This is a genomic window from Bacillus sp. cl95, assembly GCF_900115925.1.
Classification (GTDB): domain Bacteria; phylum Bacillota; class Bacilli; order Bacillales; family Cytobacillaceae; genus Neobacillus_A.
In genome coordinates, this window is record NZ_FOYF01000002.1 from 354,333 (window position 1) to 373,103 (window position 18,771).

At 39.0% G+C, this 18,771-nt stretch carries 16 protein-coding genes; 14 read left to right on the forward strand and 2 right to left on the reverse strand.

Features of this window, described 5'->3' with window-relative positions:
* Nucleotides 1–105 precede the first annotated feature (105 nt).
* Nucleotides 106–2,433 (forward strand): DNA internalization-related competence protein ComEC/Rec2, encoded by a 2,328-nt coding sequence (locus BMZ31_RS06985; RefSeq protein WP_090831007.1) that lies wholly within the window; start codon nucleotides 106–108, stop codon nucleotides 2,431–2,433.
* A 137-nt stretch (nucleotides 2,434–2,570) separates the two neighbouring features.
* On the opposite strand, the gene BMZ31_RS06990 is transcribed toward BMZ31_RS06985, so the two are convergent.
* Complete coding sequence (locus tag BMZ31_RS06990; RefSeq protein ID WP_090831008.1) at nucleotides 2,571–2,705, reverse strand: YqzM family protein; 135 nt, start codon at nucleotides 2,703–2,705, stop codon at nucleotides 2,571–2,573.
* 302 nt (nucleotides 2,706–3,007) lie between these two features.
* Between BMZ31_RS06990 and holA the strand changes: the two genes are divergently transcribed.
* Complete coding sequence (holA, locus tag BMZ31_RS06995) at nucleotides 3,008–4,024, forward strand: DNA polymerase III subunit delta (RefSeq protein ID WP_090831009.1); 1,017 nt, start codon at nucleotides 3,008–3,010, stop codon at nucleotides 4,022–4,024.
* A gap of 61 nt (nucleotides 4,025–4,085) precedes the next feature.
* Here holA and rpsT read toward each other — a convergent pair whose 3' ends face one another.
* Nucleotides 4,086–4,346, reverse strand: a complete 261-nt coding sequence (gene rpsT / locus BMZ31_RS07000) for a 30S ribosomal protein S20 (RefSeq protein WP_090831010.1) — start codon at nucleotides 4,344–4,346, stop codon at nucleotides 4,086–4,088.
* 220 nt (nucleotides 4,347–4,566) lie between these two features.
* Here rpsT and gpr point away from each other — a divergent pair, with 220 nt between their 5' ends.
* The 12 genes from gpr (at nucleotide 4,567) to mtaB (ending at nucleotide 18,759) form a co-directional block, all read left to right on the forward strand.
* Entirely contained in the window at nucleotides 4,567–5,691 is a 1,125-nt protein-coding gene (gpr, locus tag BMZ31_RS07005; RefSeq protein ID WP_090831011.1) for a GPR endopeptidase, read from the forward strand.
* Between the two features lie 68 nt (nucleotides 5,692–5,759).
* On the forward strand, nucleotides 5,760–6,959 hold the full coding sequence (gene spoIIP, locus BMZ31_RS07010; RefSeq protein ID WP_090831012.1) for a stage II sporulation protein P: 1,200 nt from the start codon (nucleotides 5,760–5,762) through the stop codon (nucleotides 6,957–6,959).
* Nucleotides 6,925–7,317, forward strand: coding sequence for a YqxA family protein (locus BMZ31_RS07015; protein ID WP_254778649.1), 393 nt, complete (start codon nucleotides 6,925–6,927; stop codon nucleotides 7,315–7,317). Before spoIIP ends, BMZ31_RS07015 begins: the two co-directional genes overlap by 35 nt.
* Before the next feature lie 186 nt (nucleotides 7,318–7,503).
* Nucleotides 7,504–9,339 carry a translation elongation factor 4 gene (lepA, locus tag BMZ31_RS07020; RefSeq protein WP_090831014.1) on the forward strand — a complete coding sequence of 612 codons (1,836 nt, stop codon included), beginning with the start codon at nucleotides 7,504–7,506 and terminating at the stop codon, nucleotides 9,337–9,339.
* Between the two features lie 159 nt (nucleotides 9,340–9,498).
* On the forward strand, nucleotides 9,499–10,641 hold the full coding sequence (hemW, locus tag BMZ31_RS07025; protein WP_090831015.1) for a radical SAM family heme chaperone HemW: 1,143 nt from the start codon (nucleotides 9,499–9,501) through the stop codon (nucleotides 10,639–10,641).
* A 78-nt stretch (nucleotides 10,642–10,719) separates the two neighbouring features.
* Nucleotides 10,720–11,751, forward strand: coding sequence for a heat-inducible transcriptional repressor HrcA (gene hrcA / locus BMZ31_RS07030; RefSeq protein ID WP_090831016.1), 1,032 nt, complete (start codon nucleotides 10,720–10,722; stop codon nucleotides 11,749–11,751).
* 74 nt (nucleotides 11,752–11,825) lie between these two features.
* Nucleotides 11,826–12,425 (forward strand): nucleotide exchange factor GrpE, encoded by a 600-nt coding sequence (grpE, locus tag BMZ31_RS07035; protein WP_090831017.1) that lies wholly within the window; start codon nucleotides 11,826–11,828, stop codon nucleotides 12,423–12,425.
* A gap of 38 nt (nucleotides 12,426–12,463) precedes the next feature.
* On the forward strand, nucleotides 12,464–14,293 hold the full coding sequence (gene dnaK / locus BMZ31_RS07040; protein ID WP_090831018.1) for a molecular chaperone DnaK: 1,830 nt from the start codon (nucleotides 12,464–12,466) through the stop codon (nucleotides 14,291–14,293).
* 172 nt (nucleotides 14,294–14,465) lie between these two features.
* Nucleotides 14,466–15,602 carry a molecular chaperone DnaJ gene (dnaJ, locus tag BMZ31_RS07045; RefSeq protein ID WP_090831019.1) on the forward strand — a complete coding sequence of 379 codons (1,137 nt, stop codon included), beginning with the start codon at nucleotides 14,466–14,468 and terminating at the stop codon, nucleotides 15,600–15,602.
* Between the two features lie 19 nt (nucleotides 15,603–15,621).
* Nucleotides 15,622–16,563 (forward strand): 50S ribosomal protein L11 methyltransferase, encoded by a 942-nt coding sequence (gene prmA, locus BMZ31_RS07050; RefSeq protein WP_090831020.1) that lies wholly within the window; start codon nucleotides 15,622–15,624, stop codon nucleotides 16,561–16,563.
* A 90-nt stretch (nucleotides 16,564–16,653) separates the two neighbouring features.
* On the forward strand, nucleotides 16,654–17,403 hold the full coding sequence (locus tag BMZ31_RS07055) for a 16S rRNA (uracil(1498)-N(3))-methyltransferase (protein WP_090831021.1): 750 nt from the start codon (nucleotides 16,654–16,656) through the stop codon (nucleotides 17,401–17,403).
* A 6-nt stretch (nucleotides 17,404–17,409) separates the two neighbouring features.
* Nucleotides 17,410–18,759 (forward strand): tRNA (N(6)-L-threonylcarbamoyladenosine(37)-C(2))-methylthiotransferase MtaB, encoded by a 1,350-nt coding sequence (mtaB, locus tag BMZ31_RS07060; protein ID WP_090831022.1) that lies wholly within the window; start codon nucleotides 17,410–17,412, stop codon nucleotides 18,757–18,759.
* The last annotated feature ends 12 nt before the right edge of the window (nucleotides 18,760–18,771 follow it).

Here is an 18,771-nt window from a genome sequence, read left to right on the forward strand (position 1 = left end):
TACAGCCGGCTTTTTCTTGTTCCAATAACAACAAAGTTTACGAAAAGAGCCATAACTAATGAAAGTGCCGACAACGGCACTTTCAATAATAATTGGAGCGGGAAAATGAATGGTAGACTCTTTTATTTTTCAATTGCTGCCTTATTAGGCATTTTAAGCTCTACAGAGAGGTGGCAATGGTATTTTTTATTGTTTCTCCTCTTTATCTTTTGTCTGTATAGCTTCAAGAATTTTTCCAATGTCTTTTTTCTTTTGATTGTGGCGTTTTTTTCTATATATTTGTTCACAGCCAATCTTCTCGATCAGCAAAGAATTTCTAAATTTTCGGGCCATGAAAGTTCTTTCTCGGTAAGAATCGATGATGGAATTAGTTTCGATGGAGACCGACTTAAAGCTGTAGCCTATCACATACAAAATAAAGAGAAGATTTATCTATCGTATAAAATGAAAACAAAAGAAGAGAAATTAGTACTTCAAAAAACATTACTGATAGGCGCAATTTGTAAAATTGAAGCCGATTTAAAAAAGCCAACATCGTTTAACAATCCTAATTCCTTTCAATACAAAATCTATTTAGAAAGAAAGAGGATATATTGGATTGCAGATATCAAGAGTCTTGAAATAGTACCTCAAAAACCTTCATTAGCTCATCCTTTGCTTGAACTCAGAAGGGTAAGGGACAAAGAGATTAAGATGATTGAAGAAAATTCCCCCCCATCGATTGCCCCTATTACCGCTGCAATGATTTTTGGAGAACGCAGTCTCATTCACCAAGATATCCTAAATGCCTATCAGAAAATTGGCGTCATTCATTTACTAGCCATTTCAGGATTACATGTTTCCTTGCTAGCCGCTATGATCTATTATCTAGGGATTCGAGTGGGATTCATGAGAGAGTCTATGAAAAAATTCCTTTATATAATACTCCCCATATATTCGGTTCTGGCTGGAGCAACTCCCTCCGTTAATCGATCCGTTCTCATGATGATTTGTATCATGTTTTTTTCAAAAAGAAAATTTTCATTTAAAGTTGGGGCAATCGACGGTCTATCTTTTTCGTTTCTTTTATTAACGCTAATGGATCCATTGGTGGTTTATGATGTCGGTTTTCAATTATCATTTTCAGTAAGCCTTGGTCTAGTTTTGTCGGCCCCGGTTATTTTAAAGAAAGCTAGTGATAAGCTAGCATTGTTGCTGACAACATCCTATATTGCTCAGTTATGTTCAATTCCTTTCATTTTGTTCTTTTTCTTTAAGACCTCCATTCTAGGAGTTGTAGTCAATCTCATATATATTCCTTTGTTTTCTTTTGTTTTTATGCCCTCTGTGTTCTTCCTCTACTTCCTTCGAAAATTATTCGGATACATGCCAATGTCTATTGAAAAAGTCCTGTCATTATTTATATCCATTTCAAATAAACTGGCTATCAAGTTATCAACGCTTCAGTATTTTGAAGTCATTACGGGTAGACTAGGATCATTCCTTACTATAGTCATAATTCTTTTGATTATTTTTGTACATGTATATTGGGAAAGACACTCTTTTGATAAGAAATTGTGGGTCATCATATTCCTGCCTTGGATTTTTGTTATCTTTCTTCCATTCGCCTCCCATTTCCATCCCGAGGGAGAAGTGACGATTTTAGACGTAGGTCAAGGAGATTGTATTTTCATTAGGTTGCCAAATAATCATGGTACATACTTGATCGACACTGGGGGCGTATTGAAATTCGAACAGGAAGAGTGGAGAAGGCGTTCGAAAGAGTTTGAAATAGGAAGAGATGTAGTCGTTAAATTCTTGAATGGGAAAGGCGTCTCGACAATTGATAAGCTTATCCTGACTCATGGTGACATGGATCATGTTGGAGGTGCAGTAGGTGTACTAAATGGGATAAAGGTAAAGGAAATCTTAATCCCCAGTGTAAAAGAAACGTCAGAGACTGTTAAAGAGGTAGCTAAACTGGCTAAGCAAAAACAGATTCAAATCGTTAAAGTTTCGAAAGGGGACTACTGGAAATCAGGACCTTATTCATTTGAAATATTGAATCCAAAAGAGAATTTCGATGGGGAAAGCAATAGTGGCTCCATTGTCATTTTAGCAAATATGGGTGAAATGAACTGGCTTTTCACAGGAGATCTTGATTCATTGGGAGAGGAGAGATTAATGAAGTCATATCCCTCTCTAAAGGTAGATGTACTAAAAGTCGGGCATCACGGCAGCAAATATTCTTCAGAGGATATTTTCATTCAGCAAATAAAACCCCAATGGGCACTCATTTCAGCTGGTAAGGGTAATCGCTTTGGTCACCCTCATAGGGAAGTGCTTGATAAATTGCAGGCTATCGGGAGTAGGGTGTTAAGGACAGATGAGAACGGAGCCATTACTTATCGTTTTTCTAATGAAGGGGGAACCTTTTCCGTCTATGTTCCATAATATGTAGCAATCACCAAGAAAAAGTCGCGTACGGACTAAAGTAGACTATGCCCTGGGGGCCTTTTTCTACAACGAAAAGAGACTGCATCAAATGCAGTCTCCGTGTATGCACACCTGGTAATATGTAGCCATCATTCTTATGAACCGATTAGTTTGATGACTGTTGCGATGATAAACATCGTTGCAAAGAAACCGAAAGAAACGATAAAGCCTACACCAGAGTCGATTGCATCGTTACGATTACTTTGAACTTCTTTTTCAAATTCATTCACAGTCTACCCCTCCTATATCCTTTATAGTATAAGCGATTCCATAAAAAAAATCTAGCATACGCTTAATCAATTATCAACTGACAAGAGTTGTCACAAATAGTTTTACCCTTTCCGGCAAAAATACTGATATGAATAGGGTTTCCCGTCGATAATTAAGCATCCCGGGACTTTTATTGTCGACGTTTACTATAGATCGGGAATTGGCACTCATGGGAGTAGTCAATTCCCTTTGAGTACTTGTCAAATAGTCCAAGCTTCTTTAGGATAAGGGTAGTATGAACTTTTCAGGGGAGCGTTGATTTATGGTACTCGATATTTGGAAACAGATTAAGCAAAAGCAAATTGCTCCCGTATATTTACTATATGGAACAGAAGCTTTTCTCATTAATGAAACAAAGCAATTGTTGCTTAATCAAGTGTTAGCAGAAGAAGAAATGGATTTTAACTTATCTACATATGATTTAGAAGAAACTCCAATAGAAGTGGCACTTGAAGATGCGGAAACTTTTCCGTTTATGGGTGAAAAAAGAGTCATTTTTCTTCATAATCCTGGTTTTCTGACAGCGGAGAAAACAAAGGATAAGGTAGAACATAACATAGCAAAACTGGAAGCTTATCTAAAAACGCCTTCCCCATATGCAGTTGTTGTTTTTTCGGCACCCTATGAAAAACTGGATGAACGAAAAAAGATTACGAAAGAACTAAAGAAATTGGCTGTAATGGTGGAAGCCAAAAAGTTGAACGAAAATGAATTAAAGCTTTGGGTCAGAGATAGGGCGGCAGCAAGCGGGATTGAATTTGAGCCAGAAGCCATTGAACTTATGATTAATTTAGCTGGAACCAACTTATTCATGTTAACAAACGAAGTTGACAAACTTGCCTTATATTCAGAATCCGAAAAGAAGGTTAGTGTTCAAACGGTAGAAAAACTTGTTGCAAGGTCACTCGAACAGAATATTTTTGCTTTGATCGAAAAAGTATTACAACGAAAAATGTCAGATGCGCTTAGAATCTATTATGATTTACAAAAACAAAATGAAGAGCCCATTAAGATCTTATCTTTGTTGGGTGGACAATTCCGATTGATTTATCAAGTAAAGGATTTATCTCGTAGAGGTTACGGTCAACAACAAATTGCCTCTTTCCTTAAAGTGCATCCATTCAGGGTAAAGCTTGCGGCTGGGCAGGCAGGTAAATTCTCCGATGAGGAATTATCAAGGATTATGGCAATGCTTGCAGATGCAGATTATCAAATGAAAACGGGTGGAATGAATAAGTCATTACTCGTTGAAATGTTTTTGTTAAAACTAAATCAATAAAAAAACGATTCCCAAAAGGAATCGTTTTTTTTGAGAAGATAAGTATATCTTCAGCTAGTTATTATAGCGCGTTCATCTTTTTCATTAGACGAGATTTTTTACGAGCAACAGCATTTTTGTGGACAAGTCCTTTAGCTGCAGCTTTGTCTAATTTTCTAGACGCATCAGCAAATACTTCTTTCGCAGCAGCGTTATCGCTGTTTGCAATCGCAGCTTCTACCTTTTTAACAGCAGTACGCATAGATGATTTAACAGTTGTATTTTGAGCGTTACGAACTTCAGTCGTTTTTACACGCTTAATAGCAGATTTAATGTTTGGCATTCCATTCACCTCCTAAAAAGAATCGAGACTATTTATGAACTCGACTTTCACATTCAATAACAATTATTAAGAACAAATGATATTTTATCAAACGGGAGTGTTTTTTGCAATACTCTTAGCTGAAAATGATAAGTATGCAGTATGAATGAGATAGAGTAAACGGGGCAAAGATAGAAAATAGTTAATTTTGTAAATAAGCCTAGTAAATGGAGGGGTATTAATGGAAGAATCAATAGATTTAAGTGCATATGGCATTCGTACTGACTTGGCAGTGGAAGCAAGTGAAATGGCATTGGCTGAAAAATTGGATTCTGTACAAGAACGCGAGAATGTCTCCCAGCTTGAAGGCGTCATTATAAAGGAAAAAGAAGTAGAAGACATAAAAATATCCTTGGTTGAAATTACACCTGAGGGAGAAAAGGCACTCGGCAAGAAAACAGGAAGGTATTTAACAATGGAAGCTGTGGGCATACGTCAACAAGACACAGATCTTCAGCAAAAGGTAGAAAGAATTTTTGCACAAGAATTCTCCCAATTTATCGAGGGCTGCGGGATAAACAAGGATGCATCCTGTCTTGTTGTAGGGCTTGGGAATTGGAATGTTACTCCTGACGCACTAGGTCCACTCGTTTGTGAAAATCTATTGGTAACAAGGCACCTTTTTCAATTACAACCCGAAAATGTGGAAGAAGGTTATCGTCCTGTTAGTGCCCTATCTCCTGGTGTAATGGGGTTAACTGGGATTGAAACGAGCGACATCGTAATTGGAGTTGTTGACAAGACAAAGCCTGATTTTGTCATTGCGATTGATGCATTGGCTGCTCGGTCGATTGAAAGGGTGAACTCGACTATTCAGATATCTGACACTGGAATCCATCCTGGATCTGGAGTAGGAAATAAGAGGAAAGAATTAAGCAAAGAAACGCTAGGAATTCCTGTCATTGCCATTGGTATTCCAACCGTTGTAGATGCTGTTTCTATTACGAGTGATACGATTGACTTTATCCTAAAACACTTTGGGAAAGAATTGAGAGAAGGAGATCGACCTTCGAGAGCTCTCGCACCAGCTGGGATGAATTTTGGCAAAAGGAAAGTTCTGACTGATGAAGACCTTCCAGAAGAGCATCACCGAAAAACTTTCTTAGGAATGATAGGGAATTTGGAAGAAGAGGAAAAAAGAAAATTAATATATGAAGTTTTATCTCCTCTGGGTCACAATTTGATGGTGACTCCAAAAGAAGTAGACGTATTCATTGAAGATATGGCAAATTTGGTGGCTAATGGACTGAATGCTGCATTGCATACATCTGTTGATCAGGATAATACAGGTTTCTATACGAAGTAGGGATTCGTGGTTCTATCATCTCTAGTAGAGCATATGATTTACTAGAATCGTTTTAGAGAGGTGGAACCATGAAAAATTCCCGATCATCAGGATTGCTTGTTACCATCCAAGGGTCAAATGTAATTAAAGTGATTATTTCCATGCTTATGTTTATGATGCTGATTTTTTCAATTAGTGGATTGTTGACTTCATTAAGACCAGAGTACCGCTTATCTTCAAATTCATTAAATCAGGCTTCCAATCATTTAACAGGGGCTGTCCTCTTTCATTTGATGGGTTGGGAGAATCACCACTTCCTACAGGTGGCTGACAAAAGCAGTAAACCAAGTGTTGCCAACATGATGTTCAAGGCCTCAGCGAATATCAATCTGGACGATCCAAGAAGTTTGCTAGGTAGAGAACTCCCTGGCTTTTCCTTTTATGATGGAAAAATTATTGCCGCAAGTGAAGGTTCGGACTACACGAATATGCCTGTTGAGTCCGCACCACCTATCGAGATTATGAAGGCTGAGAGGGAAGCTGCACTTCAAAATTTGGATGATATTGAAGCCGCCGAAAACCCACCTGGAAATCCACCGCCTTCATCTACTGGCGGACGAAAAGTTGTATATGTTTATTTTACCCATACAAGAGAATCCTATCTTCCGTATCTTAAAGGTGTCACGGATGCTGACCGAGCCTATCACTCTCAGATCAACGTTACCAAAATTGGGGACAGGCTGAAAGAAAGTTTAGAGAGTAAGGGAGTGGGAACATCAGTTGATAAGACAGATGTGATGGGGATTTTAAATAACAAAGGGCTAGGATTTGGCAGTGCCTATAAAGAATCGCGTCCGGTCGTGCAACAGGCGATGGCCGGAAATAAGGAACTGCAATATTTTATCGATATCCATCGTGATTCACGCAGAAAAGCAGAAACTACTAAGGTCATTAATGGGCAGTCATATGCTAGGTTGGCATTTGTTATTGGTGCAGAACATAGCAATTATGAGAAAAACCTTGCATTAGCGAAAGATTTGCATGAAAGACTCAATAAGAAATACCCTGGAATAAGTAGATCAGTTATCGAGAAGCAAGGTAAACAGACAAATGGAAAATTTAATCAAGATTTATCCGGAAATGCATTGTTAATAGAATTTGGTGGTGTCGATAATACTTTCGAAGAATTGTATCGATCAGCTGAAGCGCTCGCAGATGTGTTCAGTGAATATTATTGGCAAGCTGAAAAGGTGGATGCAACAAACGAGCAACCTGCTAGCAGCCAATAGAGAAGGTGGTAGGGTGAAACTTTTCTTTCTTAAGTTTTTTGTAGTGGTGTCTTTGATGTTCATTTCGGCCTTAGCAGGCATGCAGATGGCGAATGATGGCATTCATAAAATGAAGGGATATGATGACCCTGATTTTAAAGGTGCCATTGCTGTCAAAGAAAATGAGGACGGAAACGTTCATGCCTCATTATTGGGGAATGAAATTGCTAGTCATGACATTGAAGCTAAGAAACAAAAGCTGGAAGGTTTGAAGGCATTCAATATGTTTTCTGATTTAGGTAAGAAGATTTCTAATGGTATTTCAACAGGTGCTCAACAATTGATAGACCTCATATTCGGAAATGAAAAAGAGGAGTAAAGGCGGGCCAAATAAGGTGCCGCCCTTGTTTTATTTCGCTCTATTTACTTGTGATCTTGATGTTTTAATAGTGTTCATTTAGAAAGGTAGGCTCTACATGAGAATCTAGTTTTCGTTGAATCTTCATAATCGTACTGATATAATCAGAAATAGTGTACATGTGCGAGTATAGTAGGAGTGAACGATATGAACTTAGAAGACAAATTAAAAAGACAATCCAAGATAAGAAATTTCTCGATTATCGCCCATATTGACCATGGTAAATCTACGCTGGCGGATAGAATTCTAGAGAAGACAAATGCATTGACTTCGCGTGAAATGAAGGACCAGCTACTTGATTCTATGGACTTGGAAAGAGAACGTGGAATTACAATTAAATTAAATGCTGTCCAGCTCACATACAGAGCGAAAGACGGAGAAGAATACATTTTCCATTTGATTGATACCCCTGGACATGTTGACTTTACGTACGAAGTTTCACGCAGTCTTGCTGCGTGTGAAGGTGCGATCCTGGTTGTAGACGCAGCGCAGGGTATTGAAGCTCAAACACTTGCGAATGTATATTTGGCATTAGACAATGATCTTGAAATCTTACCAGTTATCAATAAAATTGACCTGCCTAGTGCGGACCCAGAACGCGTTCGAAATGAAATCGAAGACGTAATTGGACTTGATGCATCAGAAGCTGTATTGGCATCTGCAAAGGCAGGTATTGGAATTGAAGATATCCTTGAACAAGTAGTTCATACGGTGCCAGCTCCAACGGGAGATCCTGGTGCTCCATTAAAAGCACTGATTTTTGACTCTTTATATGATGCATATAGAGGGGTTGTCGCTTATATCCGTGTCGTTGACGGTTCTGTAAAAGTCGGTGACAAGATTCGGATGATGGCAACTGGTAAGGAATTTGAAGTAATTGAAGTAGGAGTTTTCACACCGAAGGCAACATTGCGTGATGAATTAACTGTTGGGGACGTTGGGTTCTTAACGGCTGCCATCAAAAATGTTGGCGACACTCGTGTTGGTGATACGATCACAAATGCCAAAAATGGTGCTACAGAGGCATTGCCTGGATATCGAAAACTGAATCCAATGGTATATTGCGGTCTTTACCCAATTGATACAGCAAGATTCAATGACCTTCGTGAAGCTCTTGAAAAATTACAGTTGAATGACTCTGCCCTGCAATTCGAACCAGAAACGTCTCAAGCATTAGGCTTCGGTTTCCGCTGCGGTTTCTTAGGATTGCTTCATATGGAAATCATTCAAGAGAGAATTGAACGCGAATTTAAAATTGATTTAATTACAACTGCTCCAAGTGTTATCTATCATGTCATCATGACAGATGGTACCGAAGTAAATGTTGATAATCCATCCAATATGCCTGACCCACAGAAAATCGACCGTGTTGAAGAACCATACGTAAAAGCGACAATGATGGCGCCGAACGATTATGTTGGTGCGATTATGGAGTTATGCCAACAAAAACGTGGGATCTTCATTGATATGCAATACATGGATGAGAACCGTGTAAGCATTGTCTACCACATTCCATTGGCTGAAATCGTGTATGACTTCTTTGATCAGTTAAAATCAAGTACAAAAGGCTATGCTTCTTTTGATTACGAGCTAATCGGATATCAACCATCCAAGCTAGTCAAGATGGATATTTTGTTGAATACTGAAAAAGTCGATGCATTAAGTTTCATCGTCCATAAAGACTTTGCTTACGAAAGAGGAAAGATTATTGTTGAAAAGTTGAAGGATTTAATCCCTCGTCAACAATTCGAAGTTCCTATTCAAGCTGCGGTTGGACAAAAAATCGTAGCAAGATCAACTATTAAAGCAATGCGTAAAAACGTATTGGCAAAATGTTATGGTGGGGACATCTCACGTAAACGTAAATTGTTAGATAAACAAAAAGAAGGTAAAAAGCGTATGAAGCAAGTAGGATCCGTTGAGGTTCCTCAAGAAGCATTCATGGCAGTCTTGAAAATGGACGATAACACTCCGAAGAAGTAAAATAAAACTTCCTCGAGTCAAAAAAATTCAATTTGGAGGTTAGGGGTGCTTGGTGTATGAGCGTCCCTGACCTTTTTTATTATAGTGAAAATACGATGATAACTGTTTAGCCTGGCGTCAATTGGCGCTTGCGTTTTTCTAACAAAGGAAGTGTAAAACTTGATAAGAGCTGCCTATATCCATATCCCATTCTGTGAACACATTTGTCACTACTGTGATTTCAACAAAGTCTTTTCTAAAGGACAGCCTATAGATGAGTATCTTGAAGCTCTCGAAAGTGAGATCAAATTATCGCTTGAAAAGTATCCTGTAGACAGACTGGAAACAATTTTTGTTGGTGGAGGTACTCCGACAGCATTAAATGAAAAACAATTAGAAAAACTATGTTCGATTATTGGAAAGCATTTGCCTTTTGATGAGAACACCGAATACACATTTGAAGCAAATCCTGGAGATTTGTCTTCGGAAAAAATAAGGATATTGAAAGGTTCAGGTGTAAATCGAATCAGTTTTGGTGTCCAATCGTTTAATGATGATTTATTGAAGGCAATAGGTAGAGTGCATCGTGCTGAAGACGTTTTTAGGTCTGTAACAGAAGCTAAAAAAGCGGGATTTGAAAATATAAGTATTGATTTAATTTACAGTTTACCTGGTCAAACAATCGAGGATTTCCAGCAATCCATTGATACAGCATTCACTCTTGATATCAGCCATTATTCTGGGTATTCCTTGATCATCGAACCAAAAACGGTTTTTTATAATCTTTTGAGAAAAGGCAAACTTTCTGTTCCTGGTGAGGATGCAGAAGCAAGTATGTATGAATTATTAATGGAAAAAATGGATAAACAAGGTTTTATACAATATGAAATCAGCAATTTTGCAAAACCTGGTTTTGAGAGCAGGCACAACCTAACTTATTGGAACAATGAACCCTATTTCGGCTTCGGTGCAGGTGCACATGGATATACTGGTGGTTATAGAACGTCGAATATTGGACCTGTGAATAGGTATATCGATTCTGTAAGCGGTGGAAAACTTCCGATTCTTGATGAGCATTTCGTAAAGGATTCGGAGCGCATGGAAGAAGAAATGTTCTTAGGCCTGCGTAAAACGGCAGGAATTGAGCGGACTCACTTCATAAACAAGTTTGGAAAAGATCCTTTTGTATTTTTTCAAAAACAAATTCAGGAGCTTCAGGAACGTAAATGGCTAGAGGCTAGTAATGACCACATTTTTTTGTCTAAAAAGGGCAGGCTTCTTGGGAATGAGGTTTTTCAGTATTTTTTAGGTGTATGTGATTGACATCATCCCTGCAAATTTGATAATTTATTAATAGAATTAGCACTCAACGTTAAGGAGTGCTAACAGAGGTGATGAACCGTGTTAACAGATCGTCAATTGCTTATTCTTCAAGTTATTGTGGATGACTTTATTCGATCTGCCCAACCAGTCGGCTCAAGAAGCCTGTCGAAAAAAGAGGAAATTTCATTCAGCTCTGCCACAATCAGAAATGAAATGGCAGACCTCGAAGAATTAGGTTTTATAGAAAAAACGCATACTTCTTCAGGAAGAGTCCCTTCTGAGAAGGGGTACCGATATTATGTGGATCACCTAATTGCTCCACAAAACTTGGATAAGAATGATATCCATACAATCAAGTCCATTTTTGCAGAAAGGATTTACGAACTTGAAAAAATAGTTCAAAAATCCGCGAAAATTCTTTCTGAACTTACGAATTATACATCCATTGTTCTTGGTCCTGCCGTAAGTATCAATAAGTTGCGGAAGATTCAAATTGTACCTCTTAACACTGATACGGCTATTGCAATTATTGTGACAGATACAGGGCATGTGGATAATCGTATGTTCAAATTTCCTGCATCGATGGATGTTGGTGAACTTGAAAAGCTTGTTAATATCTTAAATGAGCGCCTCGTAGGAGTTCCGCTAACAGACTTAAACGACAAGATTTTTAGAGAAGTGGCATCACTCCTTCGACAGCATATCCAACATTTTGATATTATGCTGCATGCACTTGCTGATACATTCAAAATGCCTACGAATGAAAAATTGTTTTTTGGCGGCAAGACAAATATGTTAAGCCAGCCCGAGTTCCATGATGTTAATAAAATTAGGAATTTGTTAAGGATGATGGACCAAGAAGAAGGCGTTTATGAATTAATTAGTAAAAACCCTACTGGCATTAACGTGAAGATAGGCAGAGAAAACAATAACAGTGCAATGGAGAACTGCAGTTTGATAACTACAACGTATTCAGTAGGTGCTGAGAAATTAGGTACTATTGCCATTCTCGGTCCAACGAGAATGGAATACTCCAGAGTTATTGGTCTACTTGATGTAATTAGTAAAGATTTGTCTACGGTCCTAACACGGCTTTACGAAAATAATTAACGCCGGAAATGCTATGAAAGGCGGAACATTTTTCCGCCTCATTTCCTTGCGACCATTTGAGGGAGGTGAGTAAGTTGGCAGAAGAAAATAACAACCTGCATGAAGAAATCACAAATTCAACAAGCGAGGATATCCAGTCAGAAGAAGCTGAAACAATCTTCGAGGAAACAACAACAGTTGATTCGAATGAAAATATTGCTTCTGATGTTCAGGAACAAGAGCTTTTAAATAAGACAAAAGAACTTGAAATGAAGCTGGAAGAATCTGAAAATCGCTATTTGCGTCTTCAAGCTGACTTTGATAATTTCCGTCGACGCACGAAATTAGAAGCTGAAGCAAATGCGAAATATAAAGCTCAAAATGTAGTAACAGACCTTTTACCTGCTCTCGATAATTTCGAAAGAGCATTAAAGATGGAAGCTGATAATGAACAGACGAAGTCTTTATTACAAGGGATGGAGATGGTTTATCGCAGTCTCATCGATGCTTTGAAAAAAGAAGGTGTCGAGGCCATCGAATCCGTAGGGAAAGAATTCAACCCGTATCTACATCAGGCAGTAATGCAAGTTGAAGATGAAAATTTCGCATCAAACACGGTGATTGAGGAATTCCAAAAAGGGTATCAGTTGAAAGATCGCGTAATTAGACCAGCAATGGTTAAAGTGAGTCAGTAATCGAGAATTTACATATTAAGTATTGGAGGAATTAGGCTATGAGTAAAATTATTGGTATCGACCTTGGTACAACGAACTCATGTGTAGCTGTACTTGAAGGCGGAGAACCCAAAGTAATCCCAAATCCTGAAGGAAACCGTACAACTCCATCTGTTGTTGCTTTCAAAAATGGTGAGCGTCAAGTTGGGGAAGTAGCGAAGCGTCAAGCAATTACAAATCCAAACACAATCATGTCTATCAAGCGTCACATGGGTACTTCTTTTAAAGTGGAAGCTGAAGGAAAAGATTATACTCCTCAAGAAGTATCTGCAATCATTCTTCAGTACATCAAGGCTTATGCTGAAGATTACCTTGGTGAGCCTGTTACAAAGGCAGTAATCACTGTTCCTGCTTATTTCAACGATGCAGAACGTCAAGCTACTAAAGATGCTGGACGTATTGCTGGTCTTGAAGTTGAGCGTATTATAAACGAACCAACTGCTGCAGCTTTAGCATACGGTTTAGATAAAACTGATGAAGATCAAACAATCTTGGTTTATGACCTAGGTGGCGGAACATTCGACGTTTCTATCCTTGAACTAGGTGATGGAGTGTTTGAAGTTAAGTCAACAGCTGGTGACAATCGTCTTGGTGGAGATGACTTTGACCAAGTTATCATTGATTACCTTGTTGAACAATTCAAAAAAGACAATGGAATTGATCTTGGAAAAGACAAGATGGCATTACAACGCTTAAAGGATGCAGCTGAAAAAGCAAAGAAAGACTTATCAGGTGTAGCTTCTACTCAAATCTCATTACCATTCATCACAGCTGGAGAAGCTGGACCTCTTCACCTTGATGTTACTTTATCTAGAGCGAAGTTCGATGAATTGTCTGCAGATCTTGTAGAGCGTACAATGGGACCTACTCGTCAAGCACTTAAAGATGCTGGAATGTCAGCTTCTGAAATTGATAAAGTAATTCTTGTTGGTGGTTCTACACGTATTCCAGCTGTTCAAGAAGCGATCAAGAAAGAATTAGGTAAAGAACCACATCGCGGTGTTAACCCGGATGAAGTAGTAGCAATGGGTGCTGCAATCCAAGGTGGCGTTATTTCTGGTGATGTGAAAGACGTAGTATTGTTGGATGTAACTCCACTTTCACTAGGTATCGAAACAATGGGTGGCGTATTTACGAAGTTGATTGACCGTAATACAACAATTCCTACATCTAAGTCTCAAGTATTCTCAACAGCTGCAGACAGCCAAACTGCTGTAGACATCCATGTTCTACAAGGTGAGCGCCCGATGGCAGCTGCTAACAAAACATTAGGTAGATTCCAACTTACTGATATCCCCCCAGCACCACGTGGTGTACCGCAAATTGAAGTGTCATTCGACATCGACAAAAACGGTATTGTTAACGTTCGTGCGAAGGATCTTGGTACAAACAAAGAACAAACGATTACGATCAAGTCTTCTACTGGTTTATCTGATGAAGAAATCGATCGCATGGTAAGAGAAGCTGAAGAAAATGCTGAGGCTGACAAGAAGCTTAAAGAAGAAGTGGAACTTCGTAACGAAGCGGATCAACTCGTTTTCACAACTGAAAAGACTTTAAAAGATCTTGAAGGTAAAGTTGATGAAGCTGAAGTTGCAAAAGCTAACGAAGCTAAAGATGAGTTGAAAGCAGCTATCGAGAAAAACGAAATTGAAGAAATTCGTACAAAGAAGGATGCTCTTCAAGAAATCGTTCAAAACTTGACAGTTAAACTTTATGAAGAAGCGGCAAAACAGCAGCAAGCTCAACAAGGAGCAGAAGGACAAGCAAATCCTAAGGATGACAATGTCGTAGATGCTGAGTTTGAAGAAGTTAATGACGATAAGTAATTTGTGATAAATGGGGAAAAGTCAAAGTCAGCAAAGAGGACTTTGACTTTTTCTGTGAATATCGTCTTTGAACAGCTTTTATCGATGTAGTGGGACAAAGGATTGTATATTGATTTAAAGTAGACTGCAGTGTTACAATAACCTTTATGTGAAAGATTCGGGAGTGGTAATCATGAGTAAACGGGATTACTATGAAGTACTTGGTTTAAACAAGGGTGCTTCTAAGGATGAAATAAAAAAGGCATATCGAAAGTTATCAAAACAGTTCCATCCAGATATCAACAAAGAACCGGATGCGGCTGATAAATTTAAAGAAGTCAAAGAAGCTTACGAAACGTTAAGTGATGATCAGAAAAAGGCTCATTACGATCAATTCGGACACACTGATCCTAATCAAGGCTTTGGTGGATTCGGCGGGGGAGATTTTGGAGGCGGCTTTGGTGGCTTTGAGGATATCTTCAATAGCTTCTTCGGTGGCGGTGGAGGCGGCAGACGCCGTGATCCAAATGCTCCAAGACAAGGGGCTGACTTACAATATACAATGACAGTTTCTTTTGAGGAAGCGGCATTTGGTAAGGAAGCAGATATTGAAATTCCACGTGAAGAAACATGTGATACATGTAGCGGGACAGGGGCAAAACCTGGAACAAAGGTGGATACTTGTAACCATTGCCAAGGTAGTGGGCAGCTGAATGTAGAACAACAAACTCCGTTTGGAAGAATAGTCAATCGCCAAACTTGTCATTATTGCAGAGGTACAGGCAAGGAAATCAAGCATAAATGCTCAACTTGTAGTGGTACTGGTAAAGTGAAAAAGCGCAGAAAGATTCATGTGAAGATTCCTGCAGGTATTGATGAAGGTCAACAAATGAGGGTTTCAGGACAAGGTGAACCAGGAATTAACGGTGGCCCATCAGGAGATCTATATGTAGTTTTCCAGGTTAAATCGCACGAGTTCTTTGAGCGTGATGGTGATGACGTCTATTGCGAAATGCCAATCAACTTTGTTCAAGCCGCTCTTGGTGATGAAATCGAAGTTCCAACATTGCATGGCAGAGTGAAGTTAAAAGTGCCTGCAGGAACTCAAACAGGAACTAAATTCAGATTAAAAGGTAAAGGTATTCCAAACGTTCGCGGATACGGTGTTGGTGACCAACATATTCTTGTTCGTATTGTTACACCTACAAAGCTAACGGAAAAGCAAAAACAACTACTTCAGGAATTTGCTGAAATAAGCGGTGATGCACCGATTGGTGATCAGGAAAAAAGTTTTTTCTCTAAAGTAAAAAGAGCCTTAAAAGGTGAGTAAGGATTGGAGTTGGTAGATAATGAAATGGTCTGAAATCAGCATTCATACAACAAACGAGGCGATTGAACCTATCTCGCATATTTTACACGAAGCGGGTGCGAGTGGAGTAGTTATCGAAGATCCCTTCGATTTAATAAAGGAGAGGGAAGATCAGTTTGGTGAAATCTACCAACTCAATCCTGGAGATTATCCTGAGGAAGGCGTTATTATTAAAGCGTATGTTCCAGTAAATAGCTTCTTAGGTGAAACGGTGGATGCTATTAAGGAAGCGATTAACAACCTCATCATTCACAATATTGATATTGGTAAAAACAAAGTAACGATTAGTGAAGTGAATGAAGAGGAATGGGCAACTGCTTGGAAAAAGTACTATAATCCAGTTAAAATTTCAGAGAAATTCACGATTGTTCCAACTTGGGAAGACTATACACCTGTGAATAGCGATGAATTGATTATTGAGCTTGATCCTGGAATGGCGTTTGGTACTGGAACACATCCGACAACAGTTATGTGTATCCAAGCATTAGAAAGAACAGTTAAGAGTGGCGATAAGGTAGTAGACGTTGGTACGGGCTCAGGTGTTTTAAGTATAGCCGCTGCTTTACTTGGAGCTAGCCATGTCAATGCGTTGGATCTGGATGAAATTGCTGTTACGACTGCAAAACTCAATACAAAGTTGAACAAAGTGAATGAAGTCGTTCATGTTTCCCAAAACAACCTTTTGGACGGTGTTGAAACAGCTACTGCCGATGTCGTCGTTGCTAATATTCTGGCAGAGGTCATTATCCGTTTTACGGATGATGTTCACCATGTTCTTAAAAATGATGGCTATTTCATTGCTTCCGGTATCATCCAACAAAAAAAGGATCTTGTAAAAGATGCAATGGTGAAATCAGGCTTCGAAATCGCAGAAACTGTTCAAATGGAAGATTGGGTAGCTATTATTGCAAAGAAAAAATAGTGTGGGGAAGGGGCGGCTAATTAGAGCTTTGTCCCTTCTTTTAACTGTTTTGTAGTGAAGGTACTGAATAATGGAAAGAAGGTGTACAAGGTGCAACGCTATTTTGTAGATGGTAATTTAGGTGATGAACAAATTTTTATAAAAGGTGACGATCGTCACCATATTGAAAAGGTAATGCGCATGAAGGTGGGAGATCAAATTATTTGTGTTGACTCACAAGAGCAGAGCGCAGTTTGTTCGATTGCAGAATTTACCGATGCAAGTATTGTTGTAAACAATGTACAATGGTTAGAAGAGAGTTCGGAGTTGCCAATTAAAGTTTCTATCGCGAGTGGACTGCCTAAAGGGGACAAGCTGGAACTGATCCTTCAAAAAGGTACAGAGCTTGGAGCTTTTGAGTTTGTCCCTTTTGCTGCAGCTCGCTCGGTTGTGAAATGGGATGAAAAAAAATCTTCTAAAAAGATAGAGCGTTGGCAGAAGATTTGTAAGGAGGCCGCGGAACAGTCCCATCGTAACTATGTTCCTAAGGTTGAAAGTCCTTGCAGTTTTAAGCAACTTTTAGACAAAAGTGTTCATTACACGCATAAAATTGTCGCTTACGAAGAAGAAGCGAAAACAGGGGAAACCTCTGTGTTGAATTCCGTTTTTGACACGATGCAAACGGGAGATTCTCTGTTAATTGTTTTCGGTCCAGAAGGCGGATTAGCGGAGGGAGAAATCTCTAAGTTAAAAGAAACGGGTTTCCGCATTTGCGGTCTTGGTCCCCGTATATTAAGAACTGAAACAGCACCATTGTATGCATTATCTGCTGTTTCCTATCATTTTGAATTGATGAGGTGAGTTTACATGCCAACAGTCGCGTTTCATACTTTAGGATGCAAAGTGAACCACTATGAAACTGAAGCAATCTGGCAGTTATTTAAGGAAGAAGGCTATGACCGAGTTGATTTTGAATCAACATCAGATGTCTATATCATTAATACATGTACTGTGACCAATACAGGTGATAAGAAAAGTCGTCAGGTTATAAGACGTGCGGTTAGGAAAAATCCTGATGCCGTCATTTGCGTAACAGGCTGTTATGCTCAAACATCTCCTGCAGAAATCATGGCAATTCCAGGAGTCGATATCGTCGTAGGGACTCAAGATCGCGTGAAAATGCTTGAATATATTGAACAATATAAGCAAGAGAGACAGCCAATTAATGCAGTTAAGAACATCATGAAAAATCGTGTCTATGAAGAATTGGACGTTCCTGCATTTACAGATAGAACAAGGGCTTCCTTAAAGATTCAGGAAGGCTGTAATAATTTCTGTACATTTTGTATCATCCCTTGGGCTCGTGGGCTAATGCGTTCTCGAGATCCTCAGGAAGTTATTCGTCAGGCTCAACAGCTTGTGGATGCAGGTTATAAGGAAATTGTCCTTACTGGTATCCATACAGGCGGCTATGGCGAAGATATGAAGGATTACAATTTAGCAGGTCTTTTGCGAGACTTAGAAGCGCAAGTGAAAGGACTTGAGAGACTGCGAATTTCTTCTATTGAAGCGAGTCAAATTACAGATGAAGTCATTGAGGTCATTGACCAATCAAATATGATTGTAAGACATTTGCACATTCCACTTCAATCAGGATCGAATACTGTCCTAAAGAGAATGCGACGTAAATACACAATGGAATTTTTCGGAGAAAGACTGGATCGCCTAAAAGAAGTGTTGCCAGGATTAGCGGTCACTTCTGATGTAATCGTAGGATTCCCAGGTGAGACAGAAGAAGAATTCATGGAAACATATGATTTTATTCAAAAACATCAATTCTCAGAACTTCACGTATTCCCTTACTCAAAACGTACAGGAACGCCTGCTGCGCGTATGGAAGATCAAGTGGATGAAGAAGTGAAGAATGAAAGAGTACATCGTTTAATAGCTCTATCTGACCAACTTGCTAAAGAATATGCTTCCCAATTTGAGGGGGAAGTGTTGGAAGTCATCCCTGAAGATCGCTATAAACAAGATCCTGAAAGTGGTTTGATCGAAGGCTATACGGATAACTACCTAAAAGTAGTATTTCCTGGTACAGAAGAGATGATTGGAAAAATTGTTAAGGTAAAAATATCTAAAGCTGGATATCCTTATAATGAAGGCCAATTTGTAAGAGTTGTTGAAGATAAGGTTATCGCTGAAGCTGTGGTATAAAGAAAAGCACGG

What these genes read in the sequence shown, in the direction of transcription:
- prmA (WP_090831020.1), top strand. Translation starts at nt 15,622, where the DNA reads ATGAAATGGTCTGAAATCAGCATTCATACAACAAACGAGGCGATTGAA.
- spoIIP (WP_090831012.1), top strand. Translation starts at nt 5,760, where the DNA reads ATGAAAAATTCCCGATCATCAGGATTGCTTGTTACCATCCAAGGGTCA.
- dnaK (WP_090831018.1), top strand. Translation starts at nt 12,464, where the DNA reads ATGAGTAAAATTATTGGTATCGACCTTGGTACAACGAACTCATGTGTA.
- gpr (WP_090831011.1), top strand. Translation starts at nt 4,567, where the DNA reads ATGGAAGAATCAATAGATTTAAGTGCATATGGCATTCGTACTGACTTG.
- lepA (WP_090831014.1), top strand. Translation starts at nt 7,504, where the DNA reads ATGAACTTAGAAGACAAATTAAAAAGACAATCCAAGATAAGAAATTTC.
- holA (WP_090831009.1), top strand. Translation starts at nt 3,008, where the DNA reads ATGGTACTCGATATTTGGAAACAGATTAAGCAAAAGCAAATTGCTCCC.
- dnaJ (WP_090831019.1), top strand. Translation starts at nt 14,466, where the DNA reads ATGAGTAAACGGGATTACTATGAAGTACTTGGTTTAAACAAGGGTGCT.
- mtaB (WP_090831022.1), top strand. Translation starts at nt 17,410, where the DNA reads ATGCCAACAGTCGCGTTTCATACTTTAGGATGCAAAGTGAACCACTAT.
- BMZ31_RS06985 (WP_090831007.1), top strand. Translation starts at nt 106, where the DNA reads ATGAATGGTAGACTCTTTTATTTTTCAATTGCTGCCTTATTAGGCATT.
- rpsT (WP_090831010.1), bottom strand. Translation starts at nt 4,346, where the DNA reads ATGCCAAACATTAAATCTGCTATTAAGCGTGTAAAAACGACTGAAGTT.
- BMZ31_RS07015 (WP_254778649.1), top strand. Translation starts at nt 6,925, where the DNA reads ATGCAACAAACGAGCAACCTGCTAGCAGCCAATAGAGAAGGTGGTAGG.